Consider the following 13,494-nt stretch of genomic DNA (forward strand, 5'->3'; position numbering starts at 1 on the left):
AATACATCCATTACTACAACCATGATCGCATCAAGCTGAAACTGAACGGGCTGAGCCCTGTGGCGTACAGGACCCAGTCTGCTGCGGCTTAGCTATTTTTTGTCCAATTTTTTGGGGTCAGTTCAGTAATCTTAAAGACCTGTGGGAGCGAATTCATTCGCGAAGAAGCCAACGCGGTATCAGTCTTTATCCCACCGCCCCGCCGCTGCATGATCACTGTCCCGCCCTTCTACCCAACGTGGTCCATCACTGGTGGTTTCTTTCTTCCAGAATGGCGCTCGGGTTTTCAGGTAGTCCATGACAAACGCACAGGCATCGAACGCTGCTTGCCGGTGTGCGCTGGCGACGCCAACAAACACAATCGGCTCACCCGGCTCTAAAGCGCCGATTCGGTGCAGCACTTCCAATTTAAGTAATGGCCAGCGCTGTTCAGCTTCGACGGTGATCTTGGCCAAGGCTTTTTCGGTCATGCCTGGATAGTGCTCAAGAAACATCCCTGCCACTTCTCGACCTTCGTTGAAATCACGCACATAGCCCACAAAACTGACCACCGCGCCGACACCGACATTGGCCGCGTGGAGCGCGTTCACTTCCGCGCCAGGATCGAAGGCTGCCGTCTGCACCCGAATCGCCATGTTCAGCCTCCGGTTACAGGGGGGAAGAAGGCGACTTCATCACCGGGTGCCAACGGTTCGTCCAGCCGACACAGCTCTTCGTTACGCGCGCACATCAGGTTTCGTTCGGCCAAAACCTGCCAGACGCCGCCGCGCAGGACCAAAAACTCGCGCAACGCACGAACGGTTGGGTAAACGCCCTCCACCGCCTCGCTGTCCAGACCCAGTGTCTCGCGAAACCGAGCGAAATAAAGTACCTGAACACTCATTGAGCACCCGCCTTGTCAGCCATAAAGTGCCCACTCTTACCACCGAGTTTTTCCAGCAGCCGCACGTTTTCGATGACCATGCCCCGGTCAACCGCCTTGCACATGTCATAGATCGTCAGTGCAGCGACACTGGCAGCGGTCAGCGCTTCCATCTCCACACCGGTCTGCCCGGAGAGTTTACAGCGGGCGACGATCCGTACCCTGTCTTCGCCTTCGGCACTCAGCTCGACCTTAACGCCGGTCAGCATCAGCGGATGGCACAGCGGGATTAGATCAGAGGTTTTCTTAGCCGCCTGAATACCGGCAATGCGCGCCACGGCGAACACATCACCCTTGGGATGGCCACCGCTGACAATCATTTGCAGGGTTTCAGGGCGCATACGCACAAACGCTTCGGCCACCGCTTCACGGAACGTCACGTCTTTATCAGTGACGTCGACCATGTTGGCGCGACCTTGGGAATCGAGATGAGTCAGCACAACGTTACTCCTGAGCAGGAGCGGGCAGTGTAAACCGTGGGAGCGGACTTGTCCGCGAAGGCCATTAAACGCGGTATATCTGACAAATCGCATCGTATGGACTTCGCGAACGAGTTCGCTCCTACAGGGGTCCTCCAGTGTCAGCAAATGCCGTTATAAATGGCTCTCCGCATACTCGGCCAAGATCGAGCGTGGTACGCCCTGCAAGGTAATGTGCACGCCATTGGGGAAGTCTTTGAAACGCTCCGTCAGATAAGTAAGGCCAGAACTGGTGGCCGACAGATAGGGCGTATCGATTTGCGCCAGGTTACCCAGGCACACCACTTTAGAACCGGCACCGGCACGGGTGATGATGGTTTTCATCTGGTGCGGCGTAAGGTTCTGGCATTCATCGATCAAAATCAGGCTTTGCTGGAAACTGCGGCCTCGGATGTAGTTGAGGGATTTGAACTGCAGTGGCACTTTACTGAGGATGTAATCGACACTGCCGTGGGTGTTCTCGTCATCCATGTGCAGCGCTTCAAGGTTGTCGGTAATGGCGCCCAACCAAGGCTCCATCTTCTCGGCCTCGGTGCCGGGCAGGAATCCGATCTCCTGATCCAACCCTTGCACGCTACGGGTAGCGATGATGCGGCGATAACGCTTGCTGACCATGGTTTGTTCGATCGCAGCGGCCAGCGCAAGAATGGTTTTACCGGAACCGGCGGCGCCCGACAGGTTGACCAGATGGATGTCCGGGTCAAGCAGCGCAAACAATGCCAGGCCTTGATAGATGTCACGCGGTTTCAGGCCCCAGGCTTCTTGGTGCAGCAGCGGCTCCTGGTGCATGTCCAGAATCAGCAGTTCGTCCGCCTTGATGCCCTTGATCCAGCCCACAAACCCCTGTTCGTCGATGATGAATTCATTGATGTGCACAGCCGGCAAATTGTCGGTGAGCTGCACGCGGTGCCAAGTGCGACCATGATCCTGGCGAGTTTCAACTTTGCTTACGCGGTCCCAGAAGGAACCGGTCATGGTGTGATAGCCACGCGACAACATGGAAACGTCGTCGACCAGTTGATCGGTACTGTAGTCCTCGGAGGCGATCCCACACGCCCGAGCTTTGAGGCGCATGTTGATGTCTTTGGTGACCAGTACCAAGCGCAAATCCTTGTCGCGCGTGTGCAGGTCAATCAACTGATTGATGATGATGTTGTCGTTCAGGTGCTCAGGTAACAGGCTATTGGGCTCGTTACGTTTGCTCATCAAAATAGACAGGAAACCTTTGCAAATGCCGGTCCCGCGATCAATCGGTACGCCTAACTCAACCTCTTCCGGTGTAGCGCCGCCCAATGTTTTGTCGATCAGTCGAATGGCTTGACGGCATTCGGCTGCGACGGAGTGTTTGCCAGCTTTGAGCTTGTCCAGCTCTTCAAGGACTGTCATGGGGATGGTGACGTGGTGTTCTTCGAAGTTCAGTAAAGCGTTTGGATCATGGATCAATACGTTGGTATCGAGCACGTACATGATTGGCTGGTTAGAGGAAGGGGTGCGTCCGTGATCATCCATACTCGCTCACCTTTTTTAGGAGCCAAGCGACGCAATACCACTAAACTGCGCCACGGTAAGGCCGCCGACGCTCCTCTTCAGGCAGAGGAGCAATGCTCAAGATGGGTCTGGGATGACGCCACCTGTGTTGCAGGTTTCGGCGATCTGTATTTGTAATACCGCAAAGGCATGACACTAAAAAGCTCTTTGACACTTTTTTGAAGTTTATTTTTCGGTGTGACGAATAGCGCTTGGCGGCGCGGTCAAGCACCGTTAAAGTCGGAAGTCCGCCTGACCCGAATTGTGGAGCAAATCCACCCCCGATTCCCCTTCAATTAGCTGCATCCCCTTGCTCTGCGGCCCTTTCAGGGTAGCCGTGACAATCCTGCCACTGAAGTCCACTTTGCGCCGTGTTGGTGAGCAGCCAAGGCAACGCCGTTTCGACTTTATTGTGAATGTCATGGAAAACCACCACACCACGTCGCCACAGCAACATCAGGGTCAATACCCGCTGCCCTGCCTGATCGGCGGTGATGTTTGGGCTCCAATCCTCGGAGTCGATATTCCACAAAGACACCTTTAGACCCTGTGCCCGGAAGAACTCGGCACTGTCATCCCGACGTTGACCGTACGGCGGCCGGAACAGTGCTACGTAATTGTCCGGCAGCGCCTGCTGCAGCAACGCGGCAGTGCGTTGCACCGAGCTTTTCCAATCAACCCATTGGCTATGCGAACGATACTGCCAGCCCTGTGAACCGACACATTGTTGTTTGTAGAGGGCTTGAACCTCGGCCGCAGAACTCTCGGTCTCTCGGGTTTGCAGGGTTTTGCCCAACACAAAAAACGTGGCGTTGAGTTTTCGCTGACGCAAATAATCGGTCAGCCAGTCAGTGGTGCTACCGGTTACGGTAGGGCCGCTGTCGAAACTCAGCAAAAATGATCGATCGCTGAGTTCGTCACCGGTGAGTTCATCCGAGTTGTAGCGCTCAATCTCGCTGCTGGTCAGCGGAAACAGCGCCGCCATGTGCAGTAACTCGGTCAGGTAACGGTCATGAAAAACCTGGCTCGGCAGGTCCCAAGTGGCGTAGAACGAATCGTCGGCCACTTTAAATTTGGTGGCCTGCTCGCGCAGCATCTGCATGTCTTCGACCAGTACACAGTACGAGGCATCCTGTTCACAGCTTTGTTGGGCGAACTGATAATTCTCCAGCAAACGGGTCCACAGCCGCTGACGGATCAGGTTCAGCGACACCATATTGATCTTCCTCAGGCCCAGGCGCGCCTTAAGGGCTGCCTCATCCTGACTTTCACTGACCACCAGCGCATGGGCAAACGCTAGGATCTCGGCACGCGAGGCGACGTCAAACAATACCGGAGTGGTTAACTGCTCCGGCCATACGCTGCGATCCATGGTCGCAAGCGGCACCGGACCGGCCGCCTGGGCATTGAGCCAAAACAGACAAGCTGAGAGTAAAAGAACAATGCGCACAATCAGATCCCCAGAAATACCTCGCGGCGCACTATAACCTGCTGGAGTCAATCACCCTCAACCCCTAGAATCGCGCCCACGTTTATAGGAGACGATTCTATGCTGATGGTGATTTCCCCGGCAAAAACCCTCGACTTCGAAACCCCTGCGGTCACGAAGCGCTTCACCCAGCCGCAGTACCTGGATCACTCTCAGGAGCTAATCGTCCAGTTGCGCGAATTGACCCCTGCGCAAATCGCCGACCTGATGCACCTGTCAGACAAGCTCTCCGGCCTCAACGCGGCACGCTTCGGCAGCTGGACCCCGGACTTCACCCCGGACAACGCCAAGCAGGCCCTGCTGGCGTTCAAAGGCGATGTCTATACAGGGTTACAAGCAGAAGACTTCACCGATACTGACTTTTCCTACGCCCAAGACCATCTACGCATGCTCTCAGGCTTATATGGTCTTTTGCGACCGCTTGACCTCATGCAACCCTATCGCCTGGAAATGGGCACCAAGCTGGCCAACGCCCGGGGTAAAGACCTGTACGCGTTCTGGGGCACGCAAATCAGCGAATGGTTGAACCTGGCACTGCAGGACCAAGGCGATGATGTGCTGCTTAACCTGGCGTCCAACGAATACTTCTCAGCCGTGAAACGCTCTGCGTTGAATGCACGAATTATCAATACCGAATTTCGCGACCTGAAAAATGGTCAGTACAAGATCATCAGCTTTTACGCCAAAAAAGCCCGCGGCATGATGAGCCGGTTTGTGATCAAGGAGCAAATCAACAGTCCCCAAGCACTGAAGCAATTTGACGCCCACGGCTACCGTTACAACGCGGCTCAATCGAAACCCGATACGCTAGTTTTTCTTCGCGATACGCCCTCTGAGTAACACCGGTTTAACACACACGTCTCCCCTGCGAGACGTGTCGCTGGCTTTGTGTCTCAGGCATTTTACAACCCGGAAATGCCAATTGATTGGCGTCAATAAACCACCTACAACTTTCCCGAACTAAGCTTTTTAAAATTATTTGCATTTTTTTTGCCTGCCGAATCGCACTAATTTTAAGTAGTGGCCTATAAGCATCCTTCACCCTCAACTACCCGCCAACTAAGGCCTCAACTAAAAAGGCCATCATAGTTCAAGTGCTTCTGACCACGACCCGCGAACGGCCATTGGGCAGAAATGACCCTAACGGCTCAGGAACTAATATATAAATTAGAGGCTCTTACCTTCCGTAACAATTATTACCTGCGACGTAAGCAATCTCTTACACCGCAGCGGGGCGATCAGCGAAGTTAAGTTGTCTTAACAGCAGCGTTATCGTAGTCGATGACAGAAGCATCAAGAGACACGCGCATTCCCCGTCACTCCAAAGAACGGGAGAAGCTCCTCTCTAAATGGCCCAGAGCCTGATTACAGGCCGTATGCGCCCGTTTCACACTTTTTTTGAGCAAGCCTTGTGAACAGGCTCTCACACTTAAAAAAATGCCGACGTTCAACAGCGCGACTTCATTGCCGCCCACTGCTGAGCGGTCGTTTATTGCTGGACACCTACTTACCAGCCAACTTTGGCGTGAATGAACAAGGAGATTACGATGCGTATCAGCATCTTTGGTTTGGGTTATGTCGGCGCAGTATGTGCCGGTTGCCTGTCCGCCCGCGGTCACGATGTAGTCGGTGTGGATATTTCAAGCGCCAAAATTGACCTTATCAACAATGGCAAATCGCCCATAGTTGAACCAGGTTTGGAAGAGCTACTGGCTCAGGGGATAAAGACCGGAAAACTAAGAGGAACTACGGATTTTGCTGCTGCTATTCGCGACACTGACTTGTCGATGATTTGCGTAGGTACTCCGAGCAAAAAGAACGGTGATTTAGAGCTCGATTACATCGAGTCTGTGTGCCGGGAAATTGGCTTTGTTCTGCGTGACAAGACCTCTCGTCATACCATCGTCGTGCGCAGCACGGTGTTGCCTGGTACGGTCGCCAACGTCGTTATTCCAATCCTGGAAGACTGTTCCGGCAAGAAAGCCGGCGTCGATTTTGGCGTAGCGGTCAACCCTGAGTTCCTGCGTGAAAGCACCGCGATCAAGGATTACGATCTGCCACCGATGACCGTCATCGGCGAGTTTGATAAAGCCTCTGGTGACGTGCTGCAAGCGCTGTACGAAGAGCTTGACGCACCGATTATCCGCAAGGACATCGCTGTCGCCGAGATGATCAAGTACACCTGCAACGTATGGCATGCGACCAAAGTGACGTTCGCCAACGAAATCGGCAATATCGCGAAAGCGGTCGGTGTCGATGGCCGCGAAGTGATGGAAGTGGTTTGCCAAGACAAAACCCTCAACCTCTCCCAGTACTACATGCGTCCTGGCTTCGCTTTTGGCGGCTCTTGCCTGCCCAAAGACGTGCGTGCCCTGACCTACCGTGCTGGCTCGCTGGACGTCGAAGCGCCACTGCTCAACTCGTTGATGCGCAGCAACGTTTCGCAAGTGCAAAACGCCTTTGACATCATCACTAGCCACGACAAACGCAAAGTCGCCCTGCTCGGCCTCAGCTTCAAGGCCGGCACCGATGACCTGCGCGAATCACCCTTGGTGGATTTGGCAGAAATGTTGATAGGCAAAGGTTACGACCTGAGCATCTACGACACCAATGTTGAATATGCACGCATGCACGGTGCGAACAAGGAATACATCGAGTCGAAGATCCCCCACGTCTCGTCCTTGCTCAACTCGGACTTCGACGACGTCATCAACAACTCCGACGTGATCATCCTGGGCAACCGCGATGAGAAGTTCCGCGCACTGGCCGACAAAGCCCCCGCAGGCAAACAGGTCATCGACCTGGTTGGTTTCATGACCAACGCCACCAGTGAAAGTGGCCGCACCGAAGGCATCTGCTGGTAACGGAAACGACGGTCTGTGGGAACCGACTCGTTCGCGAAGGACGCCTTCGCGAATGAGTCCGCTCCCACCTGTCACTCATCATCCCGATACGGAAGCAGATTATGCAAAGGCTAAAGCACGGTCTTCTTCAGGCCGCCGGTTGGCTGTTCTACCTCAGTTTATTGATGGGCATCGCTATGGCGTTGCCTACAAGTATCTTCGACCCACAGTCGAAGGACTTTCTCTTTTTGATCGGTTTTATCGGCATCTGGCGCTACTCCATGGGTGCCACGCACTTTGTGCGCGGCATGTTGTTTCTGTACGTGGTCTATCCGCATTTGCGCCGCAAGGTTCGTAAGTTGGGTGCTGCAGGCGACCCGTCCCATGTGTTCCTGATGGTCACCAGCTTTCGAATTGACGCCCTGACCACGGCGCAGGTGTACAGCTCGGTGATTCAGGAAGCCATTGATTGCGGCTACCCGACCACGGTGGTGTGCTCGCTGGTAGAGATGTCCGATGAGCTGCTAGTCAAGAGCATGTGGGCCCGGCTCAATCCGCCAGCGCGGGTGAAACTGGATTTCGTGCGCATCGCTGGCACCGGCAAACGTGATGGTTTGGCCTTTGGTTTCCGGGCAATTTCCCGGCACCTGCCAGACTCCCGCGCCGTGGTTGCCGTGATCGATGGCGATACCGTGCTCAGCCCTGGCGTCGTCCGCAAGACCGTGCCGTGGTTCCAACTGTTCGGCAATGTCGGCGGCCTGACCACCAACGAGTTCTGCGAAGTGCGCGGCGGCTACATCATGGCCCAGTGGCACAAACTGCGCTTCGCTCAGCGTCACCTCAACATGTGTTCCATGGCCCTGTCCAAGCGTGTGCTGACCATGACGGGGCGGATGTCGGTGTTCCGCGCTGAAGTCGTGACCAACCCTGACTTTATTGCCGACGTGGAAAGTGACTCCCTGGAGCATTGGCGCCTGGGCACATTCAAGTTTCTCACCGGCGACGACAAGTCCAGCTGGTTCAGCCTGATGCGCCTGGGCTACGACACTTTTTACGTGCCAGATGCCACGATCAACACCGTTGAGCATCCACCCGAAAAAAGCTTCCTCAAAGCCAGCCGCAAACTGATGTTTCGCTGGTACGGCAACAACTTGCGTCAGAACTCACGTGCACTGGGGCTCGGCGTAAAGCGCCTTGGATTGTTCACCAGCGTGGTGCTGTTTGACCAGCGGGTGTCGATGTGGACGTCAATTCTTGGCCTGACCGTGGCCTTGATCGCCGGCTTCAAATACGGCGTTACGTTCATCCTTGTGTACCTGCTGTGGATTGGCATTACCCGCTTGATTTTGACCCTGCTGCTGTCTTGCACTGGCCACAGCATTGGCCCTGCTTACCCAATGATTCTCTATTACAACCAGATCGTCGGCGCACTGGTGAAGATCTACGTGTTCTTCCGCCTTGATCAACAATCCTGGACCCGCCAGGACACCAAACTCACTCGCGACCTGGCCAGCTTTCAACGTTGGTTCAATACATGGTCGTCCCGAACCATGACGTTCTCCGCATTCAGCGTGTTTGTCGCTGTGCTGCTGGGAATGGTGTGACCGGGCCGATGGATCAATCGAATTTAGTAGGAGCTACGCCATGAATACCGCCGTGAACGCCAATGTTGTGCACGAATCCGAAGCCCAGCGCCAGCACGCCCGGGTCAAAATCCCCGCCAAGCTGCGCTTGCTCACCGGCCAGCCGAATGCCCCGCTGGTACGCGTGGAAGACTTGTCAGCTGGTGGCTTGAGCTACATCGCCCCCAGCAATCAAAGACCGGCCGTGGGCGAAGTTATAAAGGGCCGTATGCAGTTCCTGATCGACAACCTTGGCCTGGCCATGGACATCGAGATGCAGATTCGCTCGGTCGATGCCGCTACCGGTCGCGTGGGTTGCCAGTTCCAAAACCTGGAACAACAAGACATTGCCACCTTGCGCCACTTGATCACCTCACACTTGAGCGGCGACATCGTCAGCATGGGTGAAGTACTGGCAACATTGCAGCGCGACAACTTCACCAAGGCGCGCAAGCAAAAAGGCAGCGGCGGCGGCATGTCCGCGTTCGCCCGGTTAAGGGCAGTGACCTTTAGCGCGGGTATTTTTGTTGTCGGTCTGGTCGCATTCGGTTTCATCTTAAAGTCAGTCTACGGCTTGTACTTCGTCAGCCACGCCACTGCCGGCGTCGTCAGCGTTGCCAGCCTAGACGTGACAATGCCCCGCGAAGGCACCGTGCAAAGCCTGGTCAGCGTCAACGGCGAGGTTGCCAAAGGCGCCCCGCTGGCGTCGTTCAACACCAGCATGCTGGAAATGCTCAAAGACCATTTGGCTGACACCCAGCTGCAACCGGCGAAAATCGAAGAGTTGTTCGCTCGCCAGCTGAGCGGCACCTTGACCAGCCCATGCGATTGCGTCGTCTCCAAGCAACTGATTCCGGACGGCCAGTTCGCCGGTAAAGGCGCAGTGATTTTCCAACTGGTGCCACGCAACACCCAAGCCGATATCGAAGCGCGCTTCACCTACCGTCAGTTTGCCGACGTGCGCCCCGGCGCGCGTGTGAACTTCCAGGTGGCCGGCGACGACACCCTCCGCACCGGCAAAATTGTCAGCAGCGCAAACTTGAGCAGCGTCGACCTGTCCACTGACATTCGCGTGCGCATCAAGCCAGACGTCTCCCTGAGCAGCAGCTTGTCCGGGCGCCCAGTCGAAGTCACCAGCGACCGCGGTCCGTCGCTGAACTGGCTGATCGACAAAGCCACGGCAGCAGGTCTCTGACATGGCGCGCCCTCTAAGCCCACTACGAACGCTGTCGACCCCGGCGCTGCTGGGCCTGGCGGTTGCGATCGGCCTCAGCGGTTGCGCTGGGCTGCCCGATCAGCGCCTGGCCAATGAGGCCCTGAAGCGCGGCGACACAGCACTGGCAACGCAGAACTACCGGCAATTGGCAGACCTGGGCTACAGCGATGCTCAGGTCGGCCTGGCTGATATTCAAGTTGAAACCCATGACCCGGAACAACTCAAACTGGCCGAAGCGACTTATCGCGCGGCAGCCGACACCTCGCCACGGGCCCAGGCTCGTTTGGGTCGGTTGTTGGTGGCGCGCCCTGACGCGACGGAGGCTGAGCACCGTGAAGCTGAAGGGTTGCTGAAAAAAGCCTTTGCCAATGGCGAAGGCGGCACCTTGATTCCGCTGGCAATGCTTTACCTGCAATACCCGCAGAGCTTCCCCGGCGTCAACGCGCAGCAGAAGATTGACCAATGGACCAAGGCGCGTTACCCGGAAGCCAACCTGGCCCAAGTGCTGCTCTACCGCACACAAAATACGTATGACCAGCACTTGGACGACGTCGAGCGCTTGTGCAAAGCCTCGTTGGCCGTCACCGATATTTGCTACGTCGAACTGGCCACCGTTTACCAAAAGCGCGCGCAGGTCGATCAACAGAGCGCTTTGATCGCGCAGCTTGAAGCTGGGCACGCCACAGGCAAAATCTCCTCACAACGGGTCGACGCTGTAGCGCGAGTACTGAGTGACAGCGACCTCGGCAAGCCGGACGAAAAAACCGCACAGCGCCTGCTCGAAGGCGTAGCGCCGGGTTATCCGATTTCGTGGGTGAGTTTGGCCAAGCTGCTGTATGACTTTCCCGAACTGGGCGACGTTAACAAGATGATGGAATACCTGAACAACGGTCGTGCGGCGGATCAACCCCGCGCCGAACTGCTGTTGGGCAAGTTGTACTACGAAGGTAAATGGGTACTGCCCGATGCCAAGGCCGCCGAAACTCACCTGAAAAAAGCCGAAGGCAGCGAAATAGCCGCGCACTATTACCTGGGCCAGATTTATCGCCGTGGCTACCTCGGCAACGTTGACTCGCAAAAAGCCGCCGACCAACTTCTGACCGCCGCACGCGGAGGCCAGAACAGCGCTGATTACGCCTTGGCGCAGCTGTTCTCCCAAGGCCGTGGCACTAAACCAAATCTGCTTAATGCCTACGTGTTCAGCCAATTGGCGCTGGCCCAAGGCACGCCTGAAGCTACTGATCTCGCTCAGCAACTTAATGACCAACTACCGCCTGCACAACGCGCCGATGCGCAACGCCTGTTGCAACAAGAGCAACAACTGCGCGGCACAACCGCTCAGAACGCACGCGCCCTGAGTGCAATGCAGCAAGTTGACGGCGAGGAAGCCCTATGAAGTTCAATCCCTGGATGACCGCCAGTTTAGGTCTGAGTATTTCCCTGTTTTCGGCTGGGCATGTACTGGCCGCTGAATTGACTGAAACCAAAAACTTTGGCCTTGAAGTCAAAATCACCGGTCAGTCCGAAGACGATCGCGACCTTGGCACTCAAGGTGGTGGCGACGTCAACGGCCTCGGTCTCGACCTTCGCCCTTGGGCCTACGGCGAGCGCGGCGATTGGAGCGGCTACGTCATGGGGCAAGCCGTCACGTCGACTGACATTATCGAAACCGACCCCCTGCAGAAAACTGACGATGCCAACAACAGCAGCAGCAACAAGCGCAAGCCCGACAAAAACTATTTGGCCCTGCGTGAATTCTGGATCGGTTACAAAGGTTTCACCCCGTATCCCGGCGAGCAACTTCGGTTTGGTCGTCAACGCCTGCACAACGACGATGGCATGTGGCGCGACACCAACATCGAAGCCCTGAATTGGGATTTCGACACCACGTTGCTCAAGGCTCACCTCGGCGCAGCGGAACGCTTCAGCGACTACCGCACGGACTTCAGCCAACTGGCGCCTAGAGACAAGGATCGTTTGCATATTTATGGCGATGTTTCTACCCAATGGACGCCGGGGCAATGGGTCGGCCTGCGTGCCCATCACACCCACGATGACGGCAAATTGAAAACCGGTCTGGATGAAACAGACTCGCTGGACAAGACCGAGAACGGCGACCTGACCTGGCTCGGTATCGAGGCTAACAGCGACGCCTACAACTACCGCAACACCAATACCGTCAACTACTGGGCCAGCCTGACCGGGATGTCCGGCAATCGTGACTCCATCCACCCAACCTCGCAAAATGGCGTGACAGTGGCGGGTGATAAAACCGGCGACCACGTCAACGGTTGGGCCACGGACCTTGGCTTACGCCTGCGCCTGGACCCTAACTGGCAAGTCGGCGGGGCCTACGCCCGAGCCAGCAGTGATTACGAACAAAACGGCTTGCAGAGTAACCGTTCCAACTACACCGGTACTCAGTCGCGAATCCACCGTTTCGGTGAGGCGTTTCGCGGTGAAATGAACAATATGCAGTCCGCGACGTTGTTCGGCTCCTGGATGCTGCGCGACGAGTACGACGCCAGCTTGGTCTACCACAAATTTTGGCGCGTAGACGGCAATAAGCCGGTCGGTATCGATGGCATCAATGCCGTAGAGAATAATTTCAACGCTGAGAGTGGTGTGGAGTCCAGTACTTCCCTGCCATTGATGGACGGCAAAACAGACCTCGGCCAAGAAATGGACCTAGTGGTCACCAAGTATTTCAAACAGGGCTTGTTACCTGCGGGACTCAGCCAGTCCATCGACGAACCAGCGGCGCTGGTGCGTTTCCGGGGCGGCGTGTTCAAACCGGGTGACGCCTACGGCAGCGGCGTGGATTCGTACATGCACCGCGCCTTTGTCGACGTCATCTGGCGCTTCTGATGCAAGCCGCGAAGGGAGCAATGCGATGATTGATTACCGAAAAAAAGGCGTCATAAGCCTGCTCGCCAGCGCATTGTTGCTGAGCGGTGTCGCGGCCTTTGCCGCTGACGAGCCCACGGTCGCTACCCCGGCGAACCAGGCCAAAGGGTTGCAGCAGGCCAAGACCTACACCGTGACCGATGCACCTATCGCGCCGCTGGAATTGGCCACGCCTAAATTACCTAGCCTGACGGGTTACACCGCCGAAGCAGTGGCGAAAAAGATCGTCCGCAACAAGGTCGGCAAGGTCAAAGTCAAACGGATGATGGAAGAGATTCCGCTCAAGGAATTCATCGGTGGCGACAACAAGATGGAAGAGTGGGTAGCCCGTCAACACGGTATACCTCAAGCAATTTTCATCGATGACGGTTACGTTAATCTGCATGACCTGACCAAAGTTCTGCCCAAGCAGTACTTCAGCGAAACCTCGCCCGGCGTGTTCCTCGCCAGGTTGCCGATTGTGGTTGGACACAAAGGCACCCTTGAGAT

Annotated in this window: 12 protein-coding genes and 1 pseudogene; 8 read left to right on the top strand and 5 right to left on the bottom strand. The window is 56.0% G+C overall.

Translation table 11 applies throughout. The annotated features are described in order from the left end of the window. Nucleotides 1–92: IS3 family transposase (locus tag M0974_RS24890; protein WP_297831952.1), on the top strand; the 92-nt coding region annotated here is incomplete at its 5' end. An 87-nt stretch (nucleotides 93–179) separates the two neighbouring features. Here the strand turns inward: M0974_RS24890 and moaE are convergent. The 5 genes from moaE to M0974_RS24915 form a co-directional block, all read right to left on the bottom strand. Next, nucleotides 180–635 carry a molybdopterin synthase catalytic subunit MoaE gene (gene moaE / locus M0974_RS24895; protein WP_297843298.1) on the bottom strand — a complete coding sequence of 152 codons (456 nt, stop codon included), beginning with the start codon at nucleotides 633–635 and terminating at the stop codon, nucleotides 180–182. A gap of 2 nt (nucleotides 636–637) precedes the next feature. Beyond that, nucleotides 638–883, bottom strand: coding sequence for a MoaD/ThiS family protein (locus M0974_RS24900; RefSeq protein ID WP_297843301.1), 246 nt, complete (start codon nucleotides 881–883; stop codon nucleotides 638–640). After that, on the bottom strand, nucleotides 880–1,362 hold the full coding sequence (gene moaC / locus M0974_RS24905) for a cyclic pyranopterin monophosphate synthase MoaC (RefSeq protein ID WP_297843304.1): 483 nt from the start codon (nucleotides 1,360–1,362) through the stop codon (nucleotides 880–882). Before moaC ends, M0974_RS24900 begins: the two co-directional genes overlap by 4 nt. A 153-nt stretch (nucleotides 1,363–1,515) precedes the next feature. Then, nucleotides 1,516–2,910, bottom strand: a complete 1,395-nt coding sequence (locus M0974_RS24910; protein WP_297843307.1) for a PhoH family protein — start codon at nucleotides 2,908–2,910, stop codon at nucleotides 1,516–1,518. A 310-nt stretch (nucleotides 2,911–3,220) separates the two neighbouring features. Continuing rightward, nucleotides 3,221–4,378 carry a polysaccharide deacetylase family protein gene (locus tag M0974_RS24915; RefSeq protein ID WP_297843309.1) on the bottom strand — a complete coding sequence of 386 codons (1,158 nt, stop codon included), beginning with the start codon at nucleotides 4,376–4,378 and terminating at the stop codon, nucleotides 3,221–3,223. A gap of 99 nt (nucleotides 4,379–4,477) precedes the next feature. Between M0974_RS24915 and yaaA the strand changes: the two genes are divergently transcribed. The 7 genes and pseudogenes from yaaA to M0974_RS24950 form a co-directional block, all read left to right on the top strand. Then, complete coding sequence (gene yaaA, locus M0974_RS24920; RefSeq protein WP_297843311.1) at nucleotides 4,478–5,257, top strand: peroxide stress protein YaaA; 780 nt, start codon at nucleotides 4,478–4,480, stop codon at nucleotides 5,255–5,257. 707 nt (nucleotides 5,258–5,964) lie between these two features. Continuing rightward, complete coding sequence (locus M0974_RS24925; RefSeq protein ID WP_297843314.1) at nucleotides 5,965–7,281, top strand: nucleotide sugar dehydrogenase; 1,317 nt, start codon at nucleotides 5,965–5,967, stop codon at nucleotides 7,279–7,281. Between the two features lie 98 nt (nucleotides 7,282–7,379). Beyond that, complete coding sequence (locus M0974_RS24930; protein ID WP_297843326.1) at nucleotides 7,380–8,864, top strand: glycosyltransferase family 2 protein; 1,485 nt, start codon at nucleotides 7,380–7,382, stop codon at nucleotides 8,862–8,864. 40 nt (nucleotides 8,865–8,904) lie between these two features. Then, entirely contained in the window at nucleotides 8,905–10,077 is a 1,173-nt protein-coding gene (locus M0974_RS24935; RefSeq protein WP_297843317.1) for an alginate biosynthesis protein Alg44, read from the top strand. Nucleotide 10,078: 1 nt separating this feature from the next. Continuing rightward, nucleotides 10,079–11,494, top strand: coding sequence for an alginate biosynthesis TPR repeat lipoprotein AlgK (gene algK, locus M0974_RS24940; protein ID WP_297843320.1), 1,416 nt, complete (start codon nucleotides 10,079–10,081; stop codon nucleotides 11,492–11,494). Beyond that, on the top strand, nucleotides 11,491–12,966 hold the full coding sequence (locus M0974_RS24945; RefSeq protein ID WP_297843322.1) for an alginate export family protein: 1,476 nt from the start codon (nucleotides 11,491–11,493) through the stop codon (nucleotides 12,964–12,966). Before algK ends, M0974_RS24945 begins: the two co-directional genes overlap by 4 nt. A 28-nt stretch (nucleotides 12,967–12,994) precedes the next feature. Continuing rightward, nucleotides 12,995–13,494 (top strand): annotated as a pseudogene (locus M0974_RS24950) (right-handed parallel beta-helix repeat-containing protein); the annotation flags it as partial.

It is taken from the genome of Pseudomonas sp., assembly GCF_026224925.1.
Lineage (GTDB): Bacteria > Pseudomonadota > Gammaproteobacteria > Pseudomonadales > Pseudomonadaceae > Aquipseudomonas.